This window comes from Pedobacter segetis, assembly GCF_016623585.1.
In the GTDB taxonomy this organism is placed as follows: domain Bacteria; phylum Bacteroidota; class Bacteroidia; order Sphingobacteriales; family Sphingobacteriaceae; genus Pseudopedobacter; species Pseudopedobacter segetis.
This window is the reverse complement of the sequence record NZ_JAEHFY010000023.1, coordinates 1-23,536: the sequence shown is the minus strand read 5'-3', so window position 1 is coordinate 23,536 and position 23,536 is coordinate 1. Positions and strand designations below refer to the sequence as shown.

The 23,536-nt window shown below is 33.9% G+C and carries 16 protein-coding genes; all 16 read right to left on the bottom strand.

Annotation, left to right across the window (positions count from 1 at the left end; all coding sequences use genetic code 11):
• Positions 1-371: 371 nt before the first annotated feature.
• The gene (locus I5M32_RS14395; RefSeq protein WP_200587601.1) at positions 372-1,445 is read right to left on the bottom strand and encodes a family 16 glycosylhydrolase; all 1,074 of its coding nucleotides are present in this window, start codon (positions 1,443-1,445) and stop codon (positions 372-374) included.
• 438 nt (positions 1,446-1,883) lie between these two features.
• The gene (locus I5M32_RS14390; protein ID WP_200587600.1) at positions 1,884-2,069 is read right to left on the bottom strand and encodes a hypothetical protein; all 186 of its coding nucleotides are present in this window, start codon (positions 2,067-2,069) and stop codon (positions 1,884-1,886) included.
• Positions 2,070-2,126: 57 nt separating this feature from the next.
• Positions 2,127-2,297, bottom strand: a complete 171-nt coding sequence (locus tag I5M32_RS14385) for a hypothetical protein (protein ID WP_200587598.1) — start codon at positions 2,295-2,297, stop codon at positions 2,127-2,129.
• An 87-nt stretch (positions 2,298-2,384) separates the two neighbouring features.
• The gene (locus I5M32_RS14380) at positions 2,385-3,377 is read right to left on the bottom strand and encodes a Gfo/Idh/MocA family protein (protein WP_200587596.1); all 993 of its coding nucleotides are present in this window, start codon (positions 3,375-3,377) and stop codon (positions 2,385-2,387) included.
• A 122-nt stretch (positions 3,378-3,499) separates the two neighbouring features.
• Positions 3,500-5,254 (bottom strand): glycosyl hydrolase family 28-related protein, encoded by a 1,755-nt coding sequence (locus tag I5M32_RS14375; protein WP_200587594.1) that lies wholly within the window; start codon positions 5,252-5,254, stop codon positions 3,500-3,502.
• 16 nt (positions 5,255-5,270) lie between these two features.
• Entirely contained in the window at positions 5,271-5,654 is a 384-nt protein-coding gene (gloA2, locus tag I5M32_RS14370; RefSeq protein ID WP_200587592.1) for an SMU1112c/YaeR family gloxylase I-like metalloprotein, read from the bottom strand.
• 68 nt (positions 5,655-5,722) lie between these two features.
• Complete coding sequence (locus tag I5M32_RS14365; protein ID WP_200587590.1) at positions 5,723-6,454, bottom strand: hypothetical protein; 732 nt, start codon at positions 6,452-6,454, stop codon at positions 5,723-5,725.
• Positions 6,451-7,347, bottom strand: a complete 897-nt coding sequence (locus I5M32_RS14360; protein ID WP_200587588.1) for a sugar phosphate isomerase/epimerase family protein — start codon at positions 7,345-7,347, stop codon at positions 6,451-6,453. Before I5M32_RS14360 ends, I5M32_RS14365 begins: the two co-directional genes overlap by 4 nt.
• Before the next feature lie 230 nt (positions 7,348-7,577).
• Positions 7,578-9,782, bottom strand: a complete 2,205-nt coding sequence (locus I5M32_RS14355) for a glycoside hydrolase family 3 C-terminal domain-containing protein (RefSeq protein ID WP_200587586.1) — start codon at positions 9,780-9,782, stop codon at positions 7,578-7,580.
• A 21-nt stretch (positions 9,783-9,803) separates the two neighbouring features.
• On the bottom strand, positions 9,804-11,324 hold the full coding sequence (locus I5M32_RS16950) for an FG-GAP repeat domain-containing protein (protein ID WP_200587584.1): 1,521 nt from the start codon (positions 11,322-11,324) through the stop codon (positions 9,804-9,806).
• A gap of 119 nt (positions 11,325-11,443) precedes the next feature.
• A complete protein-coding gene (locus I5M32_RS14345) occupies positions 11,444-12,028 on the bottom strand; it encodes a BT_3987 domain-containing protein (RefSeq protein WP_200587582.1) in 585 nt (194 codons plus the stop codon).
• 17 nt (positions 12,029-12,045) lie between these two features.
• A complete protein-coding gene (locus I5M32_RS14340; protein ID WP_200587580.1) occupies positions 12,046-13,722 on the bottom strand; it encodes a RagB/SusD family nutrient uptake outer membrane protein in 1,677 nt (558 codons plus the stop codon).
• A gap of 22 nt (positions 13,723-13,744) precedes the next feature.
• Positions 13,745-16,648 carry a SusC/RagA family TonB-linked outer membrane protein gene (locus I5M32_RS14335; RefSeq protein WP_200587578.1) on the bottom strand — a complete coding sequence of 968 codons (2,904 nt, stop codon included), beginning with the start codon at positions 16,646-16,648 and terminating at the stop codon, positions 13,745-13,747.
• Between the two features lie 35 nt (positions 16,649-16,683).
• On the bottom strand, positions 16,684-18,468 hold the full coding sequence (locus I5M32_RS14330; RefSeq protein WP_200587576.1) for a RagB/SusD family nutrient uptake outer membrane protein: 1,785 nt from the start codon (positions 18,466-18,468) through the stop codon (positions 16,684-16,686).
• A gap of 12 nt (positions 18,469-18,480) precedes the next feature.
• The gene (locus I5M32_RS14325; RefSeq protein ID WP_200587574.1) at positions 18,481-21,870 is read right to left on the bottom strand and encodes a SusC/RagA family TonB-linked outer membrane protein; all 3,390 of its coding nucleotides are present in this window, start codon (positions 21,868-21,870) and stop codon (positions 18,481-18,483) included.
• A gap of 321 nt (positions 21,871-22,191) precedes the next feature.
• Entirely contained in the window at positions 22,192-23,073 is an 882-nt protein-coding gene (locus I5M32_RS14320) for a polysaccharide lyase (RefSeq protein WP_200587572.1), read from the bottom strand.
• Positions 23,074-23,536 lie beyond the last annotated feature (463 nt).

The following is a 23,536-nucleotide window of genomic DNA, read 5'->3' as shown; positions in this document are numbered from 1 at the left end:
ACATCAAACTGAATTATTTCTTCAGTTTATACTATAATGCTGATGGCAATTTTGGCTGCAATATAGATATGCCGTTCTTCGTAAAGTATTTCACAGGCAGCTAAGCCAAGAAAAATAGTTTTTTATTTCTCGAAAAGATATGAAATACAGCTTTTAATATTTTTTGTGCTTTAGCTAGCAAGTTAAAAAGACTTACTAGCAAACCCTTGAAATATGAATATCAAATAGATTTTTACTTAAACATCTTGATTAAGAATTGCTGTTATATTAGATTTGCCAACTATTTGTGATTCAAAATAAAAACAAAATTCAGCTTATTTTATTTCATTTAAAAAACCGAAAAACTACCAGCTCCATCACATTATTTGTTATTATTGAAAAACTCTTACATAGTCAACCACCATTCTTTGAGGAAATATGGTAGTTGAATCAGGATTGCCAGGCCAATTTCCACCAACGGCTACGTTAAAAGTGAAAAAGAAATCTTTCCTAAATTCTTCTTCGGTAGCTGGTGTAATATTAAATCTTTTGAATTCGACATCATCTAAATACATGATAATTGTTGTAGCGTTCCATTCCATACTATATACATGAAACTGGTCGGAAAATTTACCTGAACTAAGCGTATAAGAACCTTGAGATTGCTGATGCCCATTATCGTCCCAATGTAATGTAGAATAGATTTTAGAATCGCTTTTAGGGCTGGCTGTACCACCAATAAGCTCCATTAAATCAATTTCGCCACACTTTGGCCAAGGATTAGTAGAACTTTTGTTGTTTCCAAGCATCCATAATGCAGGCCATATACCTTGACTTTTTGGCAATAACGCTCTTATATCTACACGCCCGTATGTAAATTTCATTTTATTCTGACTGTTTATCCTCGATGAAGTATAATCTCTGCCATTAACGGTTTCTTTTTTTGCCGTTATGGTAAGATATCCGTCCTTAACTTCTGTATTGCTAGCTTGATAGTTTTGCAATTCATTGTTTGCCCAAACATTTCCAGTTTCTTGGGTCCAGAATGCAGAATTCAATGTAGTTCCTGAAAACTCATCGTCCCAAACCAATGTCCTGCCTGGATAAGTAAGCGGAGTTGTATAACCTGTAGTTGGTATAACAAATGCCACATTTACAGAGATAGTCTTATCTGCAAATGCGTACGAATTATCAGCTCCGTACGCAATTACATGTACTGTGTAACTGCCTGTTGTTGAATATTTATAACTTGTGCTACCGTTTGCAGAAATAATAGCGGTCTCACCATAAGAAATGCCGAACGTATAACTATAACGAACAGCATTTTTTGCAGTGGCCGTAAAGTTCACATTACCAGAGCCATCTGTACTTATGTCAGCGCTAATTACCAAATCGGTAGGTTTAACAATTGGTGCAGCTGTTCCTGAATCCTTCTTGGTACAACTAATAAAACAAATTATAGTCACAAGTAGAATTAAAAAATTTTTGGTTCTCATGAATTTATATCAAAATATTGGTTTATAATTTAATTGTATTGAATAATGCTTCATAATTTATTACCGATAAGGACAGCTTGGTTAGGGGCTGTTGGTTATTCGTTAGGGTTAATTAAGCAATATCCTTTTAGAACAAGTTGGCATCGTCTATCAAGACCAAACCAATGTTTACTAAACCAAATATAGCTGTAAATTTAAGCCACCATAAACCACATTTGTACCTAAAGTAACATTCAAATGTATTAGCCTGGCTTTTATAGAAACCGCAAGTAAGCCGTTGATATAAACTTAGATTCCTGTTTCAATCTTAATTATTCTTTGGATTGATTTTATTCAAAATCTTTGATTCAGAAATGCGCTAGGGAACAGCATCAGATAATTTATAAATAGAACTTTGTAGATAATATTTTAAAAAGAAAATCTTATACCAATTCCTAAACTTTGGCTATAACGTTTTACTTGGTTCAATTTTGTGTACACTTTATTTCCATCATCATAAAATAGCTCATCAATGCCAGCACCTGTATTCCAAAAACTGTTCTGTGCATAAATATAAGCTGATAGATTCTTATGAAGAGTATAAACTGCTTTCAAGCTAGCTTTAATTCCAAAGCCATTTGCGGGATGTTTAAAACTTACGGGATGTGCAAATTATTCTATTAAATTCCAATTTGCTTTTGCTGCGTATTTTAATTGATGATAAGACAAATCAGTTTCAAGATGAAGTCTTTTTCTTAATGCTGCATCAAACTTAAATCCTATTAAAGGTCCAGACCAATTAGCTTTGTAAGATGTATTTAAATCTTCAATATCTTTATCCAACAAAAACATTAGCTGTATCGATTTGCAATAACCAAAGTATGGCGAAATTGAAAAGGTTTTATTTGTTAGATAAATTATTGGTTTGGTTTATAAATTAATAATAGTTTTTTTGATGGTACTTTCCTTTATGGCCTCAAGTACTTTCATATTATTTTGCGCATCAACTATTGGATAAGGGACCTGCTTATCCTCTAAGATACAATTTGCGAACGCCTCTGATTGTAATTGATATTGGTTGGCGCTAAATAGTGTTTCTTTTTTTCCTTCCCCATTGGTTAAAATAATTTTACAATCACTATTTAATGGCGCATTACATGGTATTTTAATTTCCAAATACCCACTACTGCCAAAAACATGAAAGCGTTGATAAGGAAATGCTTGTGTTGTACAAATAAAATTTACTGAAACTTGATCTTTGAAATTTAATATTGCTGATGTTAAAAAATCTGTACCGAAGTTTGCATCAATTTGCATAGAACCCATCACAGTTAAGGGTTCTTGATCTAAAATAAACCTAGGGAATGAAATACAATAACAACCAATATCCATTAATGCTCCACCACCAGCATCAGCTTTGTTTCTTATATTATTTTTATCCGTATTATAATATGAAAATACGGTTTGCATACTGTTTACTTTTCCTATTTTCCCATCTTTAATCATTTTTTTTGCTGTTAACCACTGTGGATGAAATTTATACATAAATGCTTCCATTACCTTTAAATTTGGATATTCCAATATGGCTTGATTTAATTGAGCAGCCTCTTTAGCATTTAACCCAATAGGCTTTTCGCATAATACGTGTTTGCCATGCTGAAGTGCTTTTATCGTATATTCTAAATGTAAATTATTTGGTAGAGGATTGTATATTGCATCTATCTCATCATCTAAAAATAATTCATTATAGCTACCATAAACTTTCTCAATTCCAAAACTATTAGCCACGTCCTTAGCATTCTCTAAACTTCTTGAAGCAATAGCTAATACTTTCCCATTATTACTCAGATTTATAGCTGGAATCATATTTTTAATCCCAATTTTTGCTGTACTTAAAATCCCCCAATTAATTATTTTCTTCATTTTTCTTTAGAGTTATTTACTTAATTATTTTTAACTAAATCAAAACCTTCTTTTATAAAGAAACCACTGCTTCTAAGCAAGACAAGATTAGCATTCAGATAAATTTGAATAATATGTCCCGACTATTTTTGTAGCCTTAAATCTAACTGGGCTTTGTATAATGAATATGGTTTTACAAGCCCTTTATTAAAATTCTCCACATAAATCCATTCATCTTTACGGTCATTTTCGTTTCCTTCTATCGTCAACTTTAACTCTGGAATGTAAACGCCAACAACTATGCTTTTCAAATACATTTTATGATGGTCTTTTTGTGGATGATTTGAAGATTTTGATGTCCAAAACCAACTGTTAAACAGTTCTGTATCTTGATCTGTAAAACCAGCTTCCTGAACATTCCACCACGTATTATAAGCAGCCATGTGCGGTAAATTTTGTGGAGAGCCTCCTCCAGATATTTTCCACATCCCTTTTATATCTTCAAATAAATTTTCGGCCGGAGGAGAAAATCTACGGTCAGAGAATCCATGAGAATCAAACATCCCAGGAATTTTTCTTTTAGGATTGTAATTTATGTTTGAGAATACATTTCCATAAGCATTACCTTCGCCACCCAAAACATGAGTAAAATTGCATTCAAAATTTATGTTTTTTATTAAATTATCAGCTGCATGCCCATAAATCTTCACTCCTGAATGACCATCGTAACCGGTAATTTTTACATTATCTATGGTTACGTTTCTACTATCCAATAAATAGATTGCATTGGTAAAATTATTAATGGCCACATTTTTTATCCATCCGTTAGAAACTCTACAAAAATTAACAGCATTCCACCCGTAATCCATTAATTTTACTGTTTTAGGATCACTGTTTTTACACCCATGATGGCAGTAGTTACCATCCCAAGCACTTTCAAATCGTAAATTTTCTATCCCAATTTCTTTTAACATTTGAGCTTCGGCAATTACAGGATGGAAGCTCAATTTAATATCTCTGCGCAAAGGTTGTTTTAATTTTACTGTGGATCGATTGATGATTTCATCTATCTGAACCAACCATTGATAGGAAGGAGCACTAAATTGACCCGCATTTAATGCTGATGTTTCTTGCGGTTCAAATTCTTGAATAGGGGCTAATAATTCCTTCATTAAATTACCATCCTTTGTGGTGTTAAACATCCCAATCAATATACAATCTCCTGCTCTTAATTTAGCAGTACTCTTTACTTTTAAAGTTTGGCTACCCTTATTTGCATTTGAAATAATTTCTGTTAAGATTTTTGCACTTTTAATCTGTTCATTCACAACGCCATTATTTCCTGAAACACCAGTACTCGGGATTTTATCTGGATTTGGAAAATCTATTCCCCAAAAACTTTTAGTGCCCTGTATGGCATACCCAGTTTGAATGAGGAAAGGCGAAAGCCATGAACTAATTTCTTCTTGTAGTGTATTGCTGCCATTATAAAATATTGTTCCATCAACACCACTTCCTTCACCCCTTAAAATAATATGACTATAATTTATTTTTAGAAAATTGACCTTTGACGAATCCATATTTAATAGATATTTACCTTTAGGAAAGAAAATAACTCCTCCACCCTTCTCTCCTACCTTATCTATAATTTTTTGAATCTTATTAGTTTGATCAAACTTTGCATTTGGTTGGATACCATAATCACTTACATTAAAAACATTTTTTGTGAGAAATGGGATTTCTTTTTCACCATAATGATAACCAGCAAAAGAAAAATCAGGTAAGATAGAACGAGCTCCATTTACTTTAAAATCTTCAAAAATTGAGGCTGTTTTCTCTTGTGCCTTACAAACAATAGAAATTGTAAAAAAATAAACTATCAAGTAAATTAAGCGCATATCAAAGTATTTCAAATTAAAATTCGTAAAACTCTATTGGCAAGTTGTCTGGGTCGGCAAAAAAGGTAAAACGTTTATCAGTAAATTCATCTATTCTTATGGGCTCTGCTTCAATGCCTTTATTCTTTAACATTTCAACACTTTCATCTAGGTTTTCTACACCAAAAGCAATATGCCTTAATCCGGTAGCTTCTGGCCTTGATGGGCGTTCTGTTGGGTTTGGAAATGAAAAAAGTTCTATGAGATAAGTGCCGTTTAAAGATAAATCAAGCTTGTACGATTGCCTTTCTTTTCTAAGAATCTCTTGTTCGATTTTAAAACCCAAAACTTCGGTATAAAATTGTTTCGACTTTTCATAATCGCTACAAATGATAGCGATGTGATGTAATGTTTTTATCATTTTATCTGAGATATTATGATGGTAAGCCTATAAGATATTTATTTAAAACTACCCGACTAGATAAAATGCTAATAAGGGATATAAGAAATTTTGAGCTTTAAATCGCTTTTAGTGATTAAACCGTTCAAAGGCGAAAAGTAAAATCTTAGATCATAGTAAGCATCAAACTTTCTACTATCATGCAGTAAAAAACTTGTTGGCTGCTGCAATGCTTCTATCATTAACTTACCATTTTCTAATGGAATAACCACTTTTTTAACCTTGCTTGCAAATTTATCCACAACAATACTTCTATCATTAGGCATGGTAATTTCTTTATCATCAAACAAAATTTTGGTACCCTTTAAAGCATCTGTTAAATTAAAGGATAAAGCCAAAGTATTTATTTCTACACCGGTAGTATTTGATAATGATGCTTCATAAATAAAACTGTTTTCATCAATTTTCTTGATACTTTCATCCAAATTGAAAACCGCATTATTATTGTATCTCAGTAATTTAAACTCACCTTTGGTAGTAAATTCATTTTTGTTTGATTGAGGATAATCTTTCGCAAAAGTAACCGTAAGCCCATTTTGGTCGTTCATTCCCCATTTAGTATCGTAACATCTTATTCCTATTTTTAAACCTTCAATTGTAAATTGACCTGGCTCAGAAATTACAATTGTTTTATTATAACCAAGGTGCTTTACCACTTTTGAGGGTGCTGTCATTTCTAATTGAGTAGTTTGTGCTTTTACATTACTAATTTGAAATATTGTAATAACTGATATTGAAAGTATGAATGCTAATTTTTTCATTTTTTTGATGCTAATTGAATAGCTTTAAGTGTATTAATAAATTTAGAAATTTTATCAAAGGGATTATAATCTTTACTGTTTCTAACGGTTTCTACAGGTATATAACCGCGATAATTACTGTTGGCAATTGTTTTTAAAATTCGGCCATAATCAGCTTTTTCAAAACTTGCATCGCCTAAAACGCTTTCTTTTAATTGCCAGCTAACAGCTAAGTTGGTTACAGATTCAATATCTTTATAAGGATCAGAAACTTTAAAATTACCCATGTCCAATTTTAATCCTAACCACTCGGAATTAACACCTTTTATCAATCTCTTACAGTCTTCAGCCGTTTTAAGTAAATCGCCATGGTTTTGCACTTCTATAATTACACCATTCTGTTTACCATAATCTGCACAAATTTTTAGTGCTTCAACAGCCCAGTTAAAAACATCGTCTGTTCTATTTTTGTAACCAGCCGGCAAATCTCCTACAAAAACCCTTAAAACTGGCGCTCCAAGTTTAGAGGCTACAATAATCCATTTTTTTGTTCTTTCAATATCTTGGGCTCTTTCTTCTGCATCGCTTGATGCAAAATTGGTTCTAATACCTGTTCCGCAAATGGCGATACCTAAATCAAAACACTTCTTTTTTAAATGATATAGATATTCATCAGTAGGCGCATCAGGATAACCGGGTAAATAATAACCCGTCATATCCATTGCTTTTATATTCTGTTGGTGACACCAATCTACCAAATCTAAAAGGGTATAATTTGGATGCTCGGCATCTTTGACGTTTCCTAATAATAAATCGTTAAAAGAATAGGTTGTTAAGGCAAATCTTAAATCGGTAATCTTATTTTTTGGGGGGAGTTCTTGGGCGAGTAGGCTATTGCAAAATAAAACAAGCACTAATACTATTGAAAAGCTTTTAAACAGTTTTAAAAGTAGATTAAAAAGAAGAATCAAAATTTTAGGTCTTTAGAGAAACAATATTATTCATCATGCGGATAATTCTTCCAAAATTAATTACATTCTTGTCTTTTTTAGATGAGATTTGTACTCATGTAGAGATACATTTGAGACTTTTCTGGCTTCAAATAAACTAAAAAGCCAGATTTTTAAAATCTGGCTTTTTTTCTTTACAATTCTATTTCTTTCTTAATTTTTATATCATCAGATGCATTTCCAATCATTACATTCACTTTTCCAGCCCCTAAAATCCAAGCCTTTTTATCTTCATCATAATATCTTAAATCTTCCTTCGGGATTTCAAGAACAATTTTCTTTGATTCCCCTGCTTTTAAAAACACTTTTTCAAAAGATTTAAGTTCTTCATTTGGTAATTTTATTGTTCCGGGTTTTTTAACATAGACTTGCACCACCTCTGCACCGTCTACTTTACCTGTATTTTTAATTTTGACTTTAATTTCTAAGTTTCCACCTTTTGCTTTAATTCGAGCATCATCATAGTTAAAATTGGTATAAGAAAGTCCATGACCAAAAGCAAACTGAGGTTTAACGTTAAAAGTTTCATAGTAACGGTAGCCTACAAAAATATCGTCCTTATAATTTACAATGCCATTTGTGCCATGAAACTCTCCCAGTTTATGAGCTGGAACATCTTCCAAAACTTTTGGGAATGTCATAGGTAGTTTACCAGAAGGATTAACATCCCCAAAAATAATTTTAGCTAAAGCATTTCCACCTTCCATGCCCGGATACCATCCCTGAATAATTGCCGGGGCCTGGTTGATCCATTTAGACATATCTACCGGGCCACCGCCCATTAATACAATAATGGTTTTAGGATTTGCAGCCAAAACCGCTGTTAACAATTTGTCTTGCTCAAAAGGCATATTCATATTAGGCTTATCAACACCTTCTGCATCAAAAGCATTATCTCCCCATTGGTTATAATCATAACCGTGGGTCCATCCGCAATAAACAATAGCTACATCAGCATTTTTTGCCGCTTTTACAGCCTCTGCTATTAATTCATCATCGGCTTTTTGTTTTTTATCAATTTTATATCCTCTGGCATAAGTGATATTTGTATTCGTTCCCAATAAGTTTTTTAAACCTTGTAATGGCGTAATTTCATACTTTGCTTTAACCTGTGAGGAACCACCACCCATAGCATTTTCTCGAGCTGCATTTTCGCCAATTACGGCTATGCTCTTTATAGACTTATTTAAAGGCAATAAATTCTGATTATTTTTTAGTAAAACAATCCCTTCTTCAGCTACTTTTAAGGCCACTTGTTGGTGTTCTGGCGAATTGTAAACTCCCACAGGTCTGTCATTACTGCCAATCATTTTAATATCAAACATGAGCCTTAAAATTCTAGTGACTTTTTCATCTATAACAGCTATCGGAACTTTACCTTCTTTTATCAGGTTTAGTGCAGAATCGGCCATGAAAAACTGGTCGTAAATACTTTTACTCAATGCTTTGCCAGAAGCATCAGATTGTGAAACACTATTATTCATTAAACGTAAATCAGTGCCCATTTCTAAATCGGTACCATTGTATAATGCTTGTTTTGTATTATGAACTGCTCCCCAATCGCTTAATAATATCCCTTTAAACCCCCATTCTCCTTTTAAAATTTTGTTGACCAAATAATCATTATGGGTGGCAAACTGACCTCTAAATTTGTTGTAAGAACCCATTACCGCATAAACATTACCTTGTTTTACAGCTGCTTTAAAAGCGGGAAGGTATATTTCTCTTAATGCTCTCTCGCTCATTCTTACGTCAACTGTATTTCTATCAGCTTCTTCATTGTTAGCGGCAAAATGCTTAACACATGCAGAAACACCTTGGTTTTGTACTCCTTTAATGTATCCAACGGCCATTTGTGATGCTAAAAATGGGTCTTCGCTCAGGTACTCAAAGTTTCTTCCGTTTAACGGCGACCTGATGATGTTTACACCGGGACCGAGTATCATATCTTTGCCTCGGTAACGGGCTTCGCTCCCCAATACTGCACCGTACTGATAACCAAGTTTTGGATTCCATGTAGATGCTAAGTTTATTCCGGTAGGCAGATAAGTTCCTGCATCATCTACACCTTTGTCAAGTACCCAATCTCTTCCATGTTCTGGCCTCACCCCATGGGGACCATCAGACATTACCAATTCTGGAATACCCAACCTAGGTACGCCACCAGAGGTAAAAGAAGAACTGGCATGGATTATCCCAATTTTTTCTTCTAATGTCATTTGGTTAATTAAAGTTTTGATCTTCTTTTCTATTTGTGGATTTTCTTTTTGTTGAGAAAATGAAGGAACGGCAAATACTGTTGAAATAACTGCTACAAAAAAAACTGTTTTTAGCTTCATAAATATTCTTTTTAAATAAAATTATTGTGTTTTGTTTTTGAGTACTATAAAAAGAGGTTCGATATGTTTATTACTTTCATCACTACTGTAATATCCATTACCTAAAAGTATATCTAACTTCCCATCTCCGTCTAAATCTGCAACATCCATCGTTATCCCTTTTTCAAAAGGAGTTCCTAAAGGCAGTTTATAAGGAGAAAAATTAAAATTTCCGTTGTTTTTTAAATAAGTAAATGCTTCTTCGGGTTGTAAAGATGATGGGAAGAAACTTATGGCTGCAATATCAATTTGACCGTCGCCATCAAAGTCTCTGGCAATAGCTTTATAGCAACCATTAATTGGATAAAAATATTTTTGTGTAAAATTATTTTTGCCATCGTTAAGAAAAATATAAACACCATGATATGGTTTTAAAATAGGTGTATAATCTGCATTATCACCACAGGTATAAATAATATCTTTATATCCATCGTGGTTAAAATCTACCAAATCAAATGAAGTAGAGCCATAACTTGGAGGAAATCTAAGTACTTGTCTCTCTTCCATTATATTATTCCCTTTATTAGTGAATACAGATATACCTTCATCGCCTTGAGCAAAAAGTTCCCAAACATCTTTTAAACCATCTTTATTATAGTCATCAATAATTGTATTTATTGCTCCGGGTTTATTTTTTAATATGATCTTCTCATAAGTATCATCTCCTTTATTTCTCATCCAAGATAAATCACCTATTACATTTCCAAATTGAGAAATAACATAATCCATCTTGCCATCATTGTTTAGATCTGCATGGGTAACTTTCACAGGACGGGCAAGTGCACTAAAAATTTTTTCTCCTATGGTTACAGTTCCACTTTTGTTGATGCTCATTAAACTTACGCTTCCTTTTCTTTGATTGTTAGCTTCAAGGGTTTCTCCGATATTGCATCCAAGAGTTTGTCCGTTTTGAAAGTCTATATCGGTAACTAAACTGTTATTGGTGTTTGAGCTTAGGATATTTAAATTTTTATCGAAAATATAAAGCTTTTGCGCCATTGCGTCATTCACTATTATTCTGTGAGGATTTATAGTGGTGTCTATTTTAACATAAGATGTCATAGAAACTTTGCCAAAAACGGATTGACTTTTTGGCAACTCTACCGTAAAAAAAGGTAATATTTTTACCTTGGAAACATCTTTATCTTGAAGAGGCAAATAATCTGGTGCTTCGCTATAAAAATAATCTGATATTTTTTGCCATTGTAGAGAATCTAGAATAGGTTTAGCTGGAAAGTAAGAAGGATCAACATCCTTAATCTGATGATAAGCCATTCCTTTAAAAGAATTGATACCAAAGAAAGGGCCCATTGTGGGTAAGGCACCTTGTATCCAAATGTTTTTTGATAATAATGATGGGTCGGGCAATTTATGGCATGATTGACAATATTGTTCAACCAAAACTTTACCCTCTTTTACATTTGCTGATAATTGAGGTCTAGGGTTTTTGTTAAAAAAAACAAAATAAAAAATTAATATAATGTTAGCAATTGCTAACGCCACTACTATAAATAGGTTTTTTCTTTTTTTTTCCTGAGACACTTTTCTAATGCTTAAAAATAAAAAATAACCGGTTGCGAAAATTCACAACCGGCTAACAATTAAACCAAAACTATATTAACCTATTTGAGTTTGAGCGCATCTACATCTATTATGATTATGACTTTACTTGCTCTAGAATTTAACATATATCTTGTTGGATTAGAAAGAGCTACACAAACAGCAACCTTCTTCCCAGCATAAGTTTTTAACATCGGTTTATCTATAACCAAATTAAAACTAGTAGTAGCTTCTCCAGAAGCTAATGTAACACTAGCCGGAAGTGTGTATGCAGTTTCTGGAAGTTGCAAAAAAGTTGCCCCATTAGTTGTTATTAATTGGTTAATCGTATCTGGTCTCGACATTAGATCAACAGAAAAAGATTCGGTAGTTTCTTTTCCGGATTTAGAAACACCTAAGTAAACCAATACTTTATTGTTGGCATCATCATCCAAAAAATTTTGTGCCGGGCCATAAACTACTTTATCATTTACTTTACTGGGTACTGAGTAATTATTATCTGTGGTGTTTACAGAAATAGATTCTGGGATATAAACTTTCTCTATACCTATCTTTTCTTCACTAATGCTTTTCTCGCAAGAAGTAAATGCTGCAAGAACAATAAGAATAAAAAGACTACCTAAAAGGTTAAAACGTATTTTCATCATTTGTAATTTTATTAAAATTAATAACCTGGATTTTGAACTAACGCTCCTTTTGAATTAACGATTTCTGTTCTTGAAAAAGGATAGTAGTAATTTTTTGATGCATCAAACTTTCTGGTTGCAGCGTTAATCTTTTGGTATGTCCAAACGTTTGAAGATACCTTAGTTACCTTAACACCAATAATTGGTTGGTTAAGCACTGTTTCTGCATCTTTCCAACGTAGTAGATCCCAATAACGGTGCCCTTCAAAAGCTAGTTCAATACGTCTTTCATGTTTTACAGCAACTCTAAACCCATCTTTTGAAGTAGTTGCAGCAATGTTAATTGCTGGCATATTAGAACGAGCTCTAACTTCATTAATAGCTTGTCTAGCCGTTTTTGTATAGCCATTGTTATTGTCTGCTCCATAAGCCTCATTCATTGCCTCTGCATAGTTCAATAAGACTTCTGCATACCTGAAAACCACCCAATTATGCTGCACCGTTGCATTTTGAACCAAATTTAAATTATCATTTAAAAACTTTTTTAAATAATAACCGGTTTTGCTACCGTTTGATTGATTCATATCCTCAGTACCACCTGGAGAAAAATCCATCACTCTACTATTCCAGGTAGATCCATTATACACTACTGCATTTGCTAAGCGTGAATCTCGGTTGGCATAAGGATCTGTTGCACTTGGGGTACCATTATATTCATAATCAGCTACCAAATTATCAGAAGGTGAAATTTCTCCAATACCTCCTGGTGTTGAGATAGGGTAGTTTTGCTTCTCCATTGTGTTATTAGCTGATCTTCTAACTGCAAAGATAGTTTCTGAACTTGTTAAAGGAGTTGCACCCCTAAAGTACGAACCATAGAATTGGTTAAGTGCCAAATTTAGCCCTGGGGTAGTAATTAAATCATAAGATGCCGCAGCAGCTCTTTTCCATTTTTCAATATCATTAGTTGGATTATGTAAAGGACTTGCCGCATAAAGTAATACTCTTGCTTTAATTGCCAACGCAGCACCAAGTGTGAACCTTCCATCATTCCCAGCATAAGCCGAGGTTTTCCAGTTAACCTGTAAATTAGCCTTGTTATCATCTATCTCTTTAACTATATACTCTACAACTTCATCATATGTTGATTTAGGAATAGCCACAATGCCAGATTTCTGAAGTGTTTCTGTAACAATTGGAACCCCACCCCATCTTTTGATTAGCTCTGCATAATAATATGCTTTAGCTATGTGAGCTTCCGCCTTAAACCACTCTATATTTTGCTTATCATTTGCTATCGATGCAGCATCTGCAACAGGGTCTCTGCCAATTAAAATTAACCTATCAGCATTTACAGAATAATCAAGAAAATTATTTGCTGCCCTAATCCCATCATAATATGATTTATATATAGAAGATTCTGGATTAATGCTTTCGCTTAATAAGCCTTGATTAAAATATATTGCATTATTACTAGGTAGATTGTTTTGTGCTTCATCACTAATTGTTGCAAACAAATCATTATCAATGGCTGTGAAGCCGTCTCTAATAGGTGTATAAAAAGCCCAAGCAAAACCTGTTAACGAGCCGGCACTTGTGGCTATGGTTTCTGGCGTTGGCTCTGTATTTAATTTGGTATCTAAAAAATCTTTATTGCATGATATACTTAGCATAGAAATGCCGGTTGCAATAGCTACGATATATTTATATTTCATATTGCTCATTTTAAATTAGTGATTAAAAAGTTGCTATTAAACCTATTGTGTAAGACTTAATAGTAGGATATCCAGATGTATATTCTGGATCTAGATTATAATCATTCTTTAACTTACTCCAGGTAACTGGGTTAATAGCATTCACAAATAATCTCAGTTTTTGCAATCTAAGGTTAGTAACAACATACTTAGAGAAATTGTATCCTACTTCTACATTTCTTAAGCGTAAAAAGTCACCATCTTTTATCCAAAAAGAACTGGTAGTATAATTGTTGTTGTTAGCCGAAGTTGTTAAACGTGGATATGTAGCCGTAGCTCTTGTGTCTATCCCTTGCGCAGGGTAATAAGCCCAAGATCCTTCTGCATTTGCATAAACATTTGTATTATTAACAAAAGCAATATTTTGTGCTCTAGTGTAACTGTTACCTAATAAATTGATAGAATTACCGGTAACGCCTTGAAATAAGGCAGATAAATCAAACCCTTTGAAATCTACAGTACCCCCGAAAGAGAAATTTGTAGTAGGCAAATAAGGTTTTCCAATCTGGGTTACGTCAAGTGCATCAACTTTTCCGTTTTTATCTAAATCTTTATACTTTAGATCACCTGGTTGTATTGCACCAAAAAGTGGTGTTGGCAAACCCGCTTTAAGAGAACCATCTGGATTGAAATCTTCGATTTGATAGAAGCCATCCGAAACTAGACCTATTATTGATCCAAAAGGTCTTCCAGTACTTGCGTTGTAAGGAAATGCTGTAGGTATTTCTGATTGGAAATCAATTTTATTTTTATTAAAAGAAAGCGAACCAAATAGCTGATATCCTACTTCTTTTAATTTACCATTGTAAGTAGCAGAAACTTCTAAGCCCTTGTTAGTCATTTTGCCAATGTTATCAAAATAAGTATAATTTCCAAAACTACCCGGAATAGAATTATCTTGGGTTAAGATACCTGTACGCTTATCAAGATAAGCATCTAAAGTAACATTAAGCTTCTTGAATAGCATTAAGTCTGCTCCTACATTATACTTCATGCTTTCCTCTGGCCCATAGTTTGGATTAGCTATAAATAACGGATACAAACCACCATTACCTGCCGGTGTACCATTACCAGTATAATATACACCAGTATAACCGTAAAATTGTTGGTAAAGATACTTAGCGCCAGAACCATAAGTACCAGGGCCATCTGCTTTATCGGTTGCGCTTTTGCCTACAGATGCTCTTAATTTTAATTGGGTAATTGCAATGCTATTTTTTAAGAAATCTTCTTTAGAGACAATCCATGCGCCAGAAATTGATGGGTAAAAATGAAAACGATTTCCTGGCGCAAAAGCATCTGAACCGTACTCTGAAAAACCAAACTCGGCAATATATTTATTGTTATAAGCATAATTTACTCTACCACTTATGTTTTGGTAATTAACTTTATAACCAAATGTACCCTCACCTGTATAGGCTGATTGTTGGTAATTTATAGCAGAGTTTAATTCGCTTTTACCAAAAAAGCCTTTATAACCAACAGTTACTAATAACTGACGCCAATCTTGCTGTCCAAGTCCAGCATTTGAGGTAGGTTTAAGATTAGTGTTTTGGTTAGTTGTGGTAGTTGATCCACCAATATACCTTGCATAATCTCTGGTTTTGCTATAACTACTTAAATCATAACTGTTATAAGAAAAAGATTCGTCTGCATATAAGCCTTTTGTAATAAAATCCAACTTTTCTCTCAAACCAAAATTACCTTGAAGAAATCTGGTGGTATTTGATTGATAGCCTAGTTTAGTAATTGATCCAACGGGATTGTTTGGATATAAACCCGTACCGGATAAATTGATATTATTTGCATCATCATAGACTGGATAAATGTTAGAAGGATAGTTGTATAAATCTGTCCAAAGTTTATTGGTTGAAAATCCAGAGGTATAATTAGGAGAAATTCTCTTTTCTATTCTTCCGTTTAGATCAATCCTAGCTGCAAAAATATTACCTAGATCAAAATCTAAATTAGCTCTTAAATTATAACGACCATAGCTTTCATTTGCTGTACTATCAGTATTTGATACATTATACAATCCCTGCTTATCTACATAACCAAAAACTACATTATATTTAGATGTTTTATCTCCTCCAGAAAGTATAAGATTAGCATCTGTATAAGGTGCATTATCTTTAAGCGTTTTGGCAAACCAATCTACATTTGTACCTGTACCGTCTTTATATGCGTTCAATTGAGCGGGTGAGTAAGTTGGAGACCAAACATTACCGTTATCATTACTTTTTGCTATGTTGTAAAGATTAGCAAAATCGTAAGAACCAAGTGGTTTATTAATATCGATAGCATTGTCTAAGCCAGTTCTCGCTTTGAATGTTATTGTTGACTTTCCTTCATGCCCACGCTTGGTTGTTACCCATAAAACGCCATTAGCGCCCTTCATGCCAAAAGTAGCAAGAGCTGCTGCATCCTTAAGAACAGAAATACTTTCTATCTCTGATGCAGACATATAATTAAAATATGTTGCATTAACCTCAAACCCATCAACATAAATTGTTTCAGTATTATAACCACCACCATTTGTGTAACCATAAGTGCCATTACCACGGATGTTTAAATTGGCATCTTCGAAACCTGGTTCGCCACTTGTTTGTTGAGTATTTAGCCCTGGCAAAGCATATAAAGAGTTTGAAACACTTGTAGATGGTGTTTTATACAAAGCAGCAGTTCTGATGGTTGAAATTGCAGCGGTAGATCTATCCTCAGAATCATTAAAAAATCTATTAGGAATATTGATGACTTTTAGGCTATCTATCTGTTGCGCCTTAACTTTTGCCGGTAAATTTTCTTTTTTCTGAGCTTTAAGTTGCGTAGTAAAAAGTGCAAAAGCCGAACAAAGAAGAGTTGCCTTAATTTTATATATTTTATACATTTAATTAATCTCTTAGTGAAAATAAATAATATGGATTAATACCCTGGATTTTGAATTACCGCACCCTTATTAACTTCTGCTTGTGGAAATGGCTCTAAGTGCATTTTATCATTCCAATAAGCGGGATAAACTACTGACATATAATAGTTGATCAAGTTTGATGGTAAACTTTTATTACTAGCAGATCCAATTTGCCATTGAAATTCTAATATATTACCACCAATTATTCCATTACCTATATTTGGAAGCAACCAATGTCTAACGTCAAAAAAGCGCTTATTTTCATCATAAAATTCTACTGCCCACTCACGTTGAATAAGTGCTCTTAGTTTTACTTTATCAGTCTCAACTAAGCTAGGCAACCCAGCCCTATTGTGAACAATATTTAGATTTACCAAGGCTAAAGTAGTTTGGTTGTCTTCGTTATAAGCCTCGGCAAGGTTAAGATACAATTCAGCGACTCTGAAAATCGGGAATTCATACCATAGCCTTGCACCTGCATGATAGTAAAACTTAGTTGGCCAAGCTACTCCTTGTCCGTAATCATTTGTATTTGGAAAGTTATTGGTTCCACTATAATCGGCGATATGTACGCCCCAATTATTATATCCCCATTTGGAATCATTTGGATTATTTGCCGATTGAATACCTGGGCCAGCAAAATCGGCCCTAAAACGAGGTTCCATTTGGCCAAAACGGGTAATGTAATCTGAGGCCGGTCTTGGTGCAGGGTCGCCAACTTTCGGCCAATCTTGTTCGGTACCATCTGCTTTGCGGTAATTAGGTAAAAAATTGCCTAATAAGCCATTTCTCTGATTATTAAATTTGGTGTCCGTCCAATAGCCAGAAAGATTACGATATCTGGCCGCTCCATTGCTTTCATCTTGAGAAGCTAAAATAACCTCTTTATTACCCGGAGTAGATGTTGCTGTACCGTAATCATCTAAAGCACTTGTATTAGGTACATTTGTTGCACCAGATGTATTTATAATAGCATATCCGGCATTGGTAGCTTCTGATAGGGCAGCCTGAGAAGCTGTTATTGCATCTTTCCAACGTTGTTGACTAAAATCACCATAGCTTATTAACTTGTTATTGCCACCTAAACTTAAATAAGGGGTAGCTGAATTAAATAAGGGGCGGGCAGCAAACATTAAGGTTTGTGCCTTAATAGATAAAACAGCTGCCTTAGTTAATCTCCCTTTTTGATCTGCAGGCCAGTTACTTGGCAATACCGCTGCTGCTTCATCACATAATTGTGTAATATAATTAACCGTTTCTTCTACTGTTGCTCTCGGTACAATTAGGTTTTCGCTAGGGTCATAAACTTTTTTAACTAACGGAACACCGCCATAAGCTTTTAAACCATACATATACATGTAAGCTAGGAGCCCTTTAGTTTCCCCTTTAACCTGTTCTTTAAGCGTAGCATCCATATCGGGTACTTTATCTATATTCTCGTTAACAATCCATAAAGATCTAACGGTAGTGTAAAGAAGACTGTAATCAAATATAGTTTGGTTTGCAGTGATGCCACCAGCAGCTATATTGTAGGTTGGATGCCAGCTCCATCCTTTGCCTCTCTCGCCGGCTATGCTACCTAAGGTAGAATAAATAAAGTTATTCTCACCAGTGTTTCCGTACCCTAAAGCCTGTTTATAAGCACCAAATAGCTGTGCTTGGGCATTAAGCTTATTAGAAAAAACTTTATCTAAATTTACTACACCTGTGGTATCTGGAATTTCTAAAAACTTTTTTTGACAGGCATAAAACAACAGCGTAGCAAAACTGAGTGCTAAAAAATATATTGTCTTTTTCATATTATTAATTATTTAAAACTGAACGTTTAATCCGAAATTATACACTTTAGTAATTGGAAAATAGTAACCTTGATTATTACCGTAACCGGCGTTGTTATAATCAGCAGTTTCTGGATCTAGGCCAAATTGTTTCAAATCATTTTTGAAAGTGAACAGATTGTTTGCATTGGCATAAATACGCAATGAACTAATTTTAAGAGAACGTAAAAGATTGAGATCTTTTAGTGAATAGCCAATCTCTATATTCTTAAGTTTAACAAAATCAGTAGATCGCAACCAAAAATCACTCTTCACAAAATTTGAATTTGAGGTATTGGTATTAATTTCTACACGAGGGTAGGTAATAGCCTCGCCATTAGCCACTTTTTCAGGAGTCCAAGCGCCATCTACCTGCCATTGGTATAAATTACCATATTGTTTAAAGTAAACATCTACCATGTTCTGAGGAAGGTAAAAAGAACCTTTTGCTGTTCCGTTAAACAAAACGCTTGCATCAAAACCCTTATAAGATAAATTAAGGCGAGAGTTAAAAGCAAATTGCGGAAGGTTTGAATAACCTATACTTGTTTGATCTTGGTTATCTATGATATTGTCCCCATTCAAATCTTTGTAGCGAATATCTCCTAAAGTATTTAAGTTACTGTTGAAACTATTATAGGGTCTGTTGGCTAATTCTTCTGGGGTATTAAAAAAACCATCACTAACTAAACCAAAGTATTGATTTATTGGCGCACCAGTTAGGTTTTGCCATGGATTAGGATTTGAAGGTTCTGCCTTATAATCAATTTTGCTTTTATTGTAGCTTAACGCTCCGCTAATGCCGTAATTAAACTGGCCAACATTGCTTCTCCAGCCTAAGGAAACTTCATAGCCTTTATTTGTTGTAGCCCCAACATTTACCGGAGGAACTTGATTATTTCCAAACGTTGACGGAATTGTACCTAAAGTTGTAAGAATGTTATTTCTTTTTTCTTGATAAAAATCAACTACCAAGTTTAATTTATCCTTAAAGAAACGAGCCTCTGCACCAATGTCTGATTTTACTGAACGTTCCCAAGTAACTAGAGGATTTCCTAAAGCACCTTCTTTAGCAGTAGAATATGTAGGCAAATGATCTGTGCCGTTTGAAGTACCTAAATAATAATTTGCCTGATTAAGGCTATACTGGCTTGGTAAAAAAAGATATCTTGCCGCATTAAACTGGTCGTTCCCAACTTCTCCGTAAGAACCTCTAAATTTTAAGAAAGTAATGTATTTATTCTTTGGAAAAAACGCTTCGCTAGTGGGCACCCAACCTGCAGAATAAGCAGGAAAGAATCCAAAACGACGACCTGGCGCAAAATTCTCTGTTCCGTTATAACCCAAGTTAAATTCCGCTTGGTATCTTTCTTTATAGTTATAAGTTATCCTATTAACTAAACCCATTATGCCAGAAGGTGTGTTAAACTGATCACCAAATGGAATAGAGAATTTACTGGCTTTACCTAATATTAATGCAGTAATGTTACTACCGCCAATTTTAGTTTCGTAATCAATACCTGCATCAAAATATACTTTATGGTAAGTACCCGTATAAGAATCTCCATTAAAGGAAACAGGATTAATTGTTCCCCCAAAATATTGTAGATTATTAGGATTGGTTGGGTCTCTTCTTACTGTATAACTAGGTAACGTTGAGCTTATGGTAATGTATTTATTATAAGAATCATCATAATTTGCCGTACCTCTAATAGAAAGACCTTTAAGCAAATAATCCATATCATGCTTTATTTTTACACTTGCAGTTAATAAAGTTTGATTGTATATACCGCTAGGAGACTGTAATAAAATTGCATCTGGCGTACTATTAAAAGTTTGTTTGGTTCCTAAAGGATTAGAAATTGAAATACCGCCATTTGCTCCATATACGCCTGTAACCAGTTTTCCATCAATTACTCCTGGCACCTGGAAAGTATTGCCTTCTTGCAAAAACTGTATCATCTGTTTGTATCTGGTGTTATTATCATAAGGATTGGTACCAAAAGATGGCCCTGTTACAGCCCCAAACTGCCCAGATAGATTTACAGAAATTGTAGTGCTTTTTACTGGCTTTATATCAAAATTTGATCTAAAATTGGAACGATTATAATGTGATCCTGTATTGGTGCCATCCAAATTAAAATCCCTTAAAATACTTCCTTGATTAAAATAACCGAGAGAACTGTAATATTTTACTTTCTCATTACCGCCCCTAACACTTAGATTATATTGAGCTTGTTTTCCTATATCACCAAATTGTTCTCTATAATAATCATGGCTGCCATAATATAAAGCAGGTGATTGGTTTAAGGATGCTTTTTGTTCTGGAGTTAAAAAAGTCATCGCATCTACCTCAGCAGGTGTATAATCTCTATTGTTTTGAAATTTCCATAGTTCATCAGGCGTAAATAGAAGCGTATTGTAACTTGGGTTATTTTCATTTTGGTTATAAGCATTAATTGCTCTGTTTCTGGTAAGTGCGAAATCGTAAGAGCTTGCAGACTGGGTTAAATTTGCGGCTTTAGTTCCTGCAAAATTACTGGTAAAACTTAGTGTTGGTTTACCATTTACACCACGTTTTGTGGTCACAATTATTACCCCATTAGCACCCCTAATACCATAAACCGCAGTAGATGCTGCATCTTTTAAAATACTGATGCTCTCAATTTCATTTGCATCCATTGCGTTAAGCTGATCGTAAGACTTTCCATTTTCAGAAGGTTGCTCAATACCATCAATTACTATTAAGGGATCTGTACTGTTTCCACCAAAAGTAGCTACACCTCTAATGTAGATTTTGGTGCCGTTACGCCCTGGCTCACCACTTGTTTGCAAACCACTAATACCGGGCGCATTACCCACTAATGCGTTTGTAATATTACTTACTGATGAAGCAACAACGTCTTTAGCATCAATGGTAGAAACTGCTCCTGTAACATTTACCTTTTTTTGAACACCAAATGCAGTTACCACAACTTCATTTAAAAGACTTGTTGCACTTGGTTTCAAACTAATATTCAAGATTCTTTTTGTTTTATCTACTTGTTGCGTATAAGTAGTGTAGCCTAAAAAGCTAAAACTAATAGTACCACCATCATCAGGAACAGAGAGGGCAAATTTTCCGTTTATATCTGTAACCGTTCCAATTGTTGTACCTTTTAATTGTACACTTACACCTGGCATTGGTTGACCTTGCTCATCAACCACAGTTCCGCTAATTGGAAAATTTGCAACCGTATTTTCTAGGTTTGAAAACACAGTATTTAGATTGACACCTGCTTTAGTATTTTCTATAGACAAGGCCATTAAAGTTAAAGTTGCCAACAGTGTTAAACACGGAGAGCAAATTTTCTGCATGCTTCTTAAAGGAGCAAAAAACTTCATATTTTTTATGGTTTAGGTTTAAAAATTGATTTTGCCTTTTACAATTGATGTAAAAGATTATTATTAATAATTACTATTAAATTGGGTTGTAAAATTTCACGACATTTAAAACTCCTTTCTTGGTTTAGTTAAAAATTGGTTAAAGATTTAATCTTCGATCTAGCAATAGAAAGACTAATATCTGATGTGTAAAGTTATATTTAACGACCTCTTTTAATGGCCTACATTTGTGTTTAAATGAGGGTGTATTTGTTCAAATAGCAGTTTATGATAAGAAAATAGACCTCATCAAGCCTTATTTCAAACATTTTAAATAAATTACTAAAACACTTCGGTAGGATCTTTAGTTACTTTTATATTATCATATAAAATATAACTCACTCCTTTAGATTCCCAATCTGGTCCTTGCCCTCCTCTAAAGGTTTGAAACATCAGTGTTTTTATCAATCCTTTTGTTTTACCATTTGAATTATCTCCCCAATTGATAGTATTGCTACTTAATATTTGTTCGCCATTAACTTTAACTTGTACAGAACCATTAGCGTTAAAACCTGTATTACTTTTAACACGCATTTTAATGGTGTACCAGGTGTCGTCTTTTAAACTCCCTGATTGAGGATAAAATGCAGAGTTCACTACATTGGTACCATATTTATCAGGCATATCCGTATAATATAGATAAGGTTTAAAAATTATTTTTCCTGTAGAAGTTTGATTCCACATAATTCTTGCGCTACCGCCATTTCCATTAGTTGGGTTTCCTCCGGCAATCACATCACCAATGCCAAAGCCAACACCTAATTTGCCACCTAAACTCCAATCAAAACCTTTCGCAAATTTTATATCAAAAGTTACTTCATAACTTGTACCATCAACTATATCAAATTGAGGATAAAAGCCTTGGTTTACATCGCCGGGCATAAGTTTTACCCTAAGAGCTTTATCTACAATTTCTGCCCTATCATCTTTCCAAGAAGAAATATTGGTTTGGTAAAAATCTGTTTTTGCGTTTGCAGCACTGTATATCCCGTTTGCGTAATTGTCAAAGGTGATCATCCCTGTTTCAGCAGGTGGTTTAACTTCCGAAGGGTTTTTAACAGGATAGGTTGCATTACCTTCTTTTTTACAAGCAAGTAAAACAGTTAAACTTAAGCCTAATACAAGGCCAATTGAAAGTCTTATTTTATTGAAATCGTATCTCATTTTAATATAGTCATTATGATAATTGCTCTTCATCCACGTAGAGGAAATTAAGAAACATGATTTATAAATGGTTAAGCGAAAGTAGTGGAGATCACAATTTTAAATAGATAACATTTGTCGCTATCTTGGGATACATTTGTTCAAACCTGAGGAAAATGTGTATTTAAGCTATTCCAAAGGATTTTCCTTTGGAATAGCATGAAAATTAAAAAGTACCTATTGGGTCTTTTGTGAATTTTAAGTTATGATTAAACAAGTCTGAGTTCATTTTGTCCTCATTTAATCCATCATTTTATACCATTTTTATTCCTAATTAATGAATGGTATTGATAACGAGCAATTTGCATTCTATTATTGCTCATCTAATGTTTTATAATTATTTGTTTTCTAATTAATTCAAGTTGCTAGTTAATTGCTTTGCTTAATTGCAAACCAAAAACAAACAGGGTTAATTTTATTAGAA

Coding starts and splice junctions, on each gene's coding strand:
- I5M32_RS14335 (WP_200587578.1), bottom strand. CDS start 16,648: ATGTATAAAATATATAAAATTAAGGCAACTCTTCTTTGTTCGGCTTTT.
- I5M32_RS14340 (WP_200587580.1), bottom strand. CDS start 13,722: ATGAAATATAAATATATCGTAGCTATTGCAACCGGCATTTCTATGCTA.
- I5M32_RS14325 (WP_200587574.1), bottom strand. CDS start 21,870: ATGAAGTTTTTTGCTCCTTTAAGAAGCATGCAGAAAATTTGCTCTCCG.
- I5M32_RS14375 (WP_200587594.1), bottom strand. CDS start 5,254: ATGCGCTTAATTTACTTGATAGTTTATTTTTTTACAATTTCTATTGTT.
- gloA2 (WP_200587592.1), bottom strand. CDS start 5,654: ATGATAAAAACATTACATCACATCGCTATCATTTGTAGCGATTATGAA.
- I5M32_RS14380 (WP_200587596.1), bottom strand. CDS start 3,377: ATGAAGAAAATAATTAATTGGGGGATTTTAAGTACAGCAAAAATTGGG.
- I5M32_RS14320 (WP_200587572.1), bottom strand. CDS start 23,073: ATGAGATACGATTTCAATAAAATAAGACTTTCAATTGGCCTTGTATTA.
- I5M32_RS14365 (WP_200587590.1), bottom strand. CDS start 6,454: ATGAAAAAATTAGCATTCATACTTTCAATATCAGTTATTACAATATTT.
- I5M32_RS14345 (WP_200587582.1), bottom strand. CDS start 12,028: ATGATGAAAATACGTTTTAACCTTTTAGGTAGTCTTTTTATTCTTATT.
- I5M32_RS14330 (WP_200587576.1), bottom strand. CDS start 18,468: ATGAAAAAGACAATATATTTTTTAGCACTCAGTTTTGCTACGCTGTTG.
- I5M32_RS14355 (WP_200587586.1), bottom strand. CDS start 9,782: ATGAAGCTAAAAACAGTTTTTTTTGTAGCAGTTATTTCAACAGTATTT.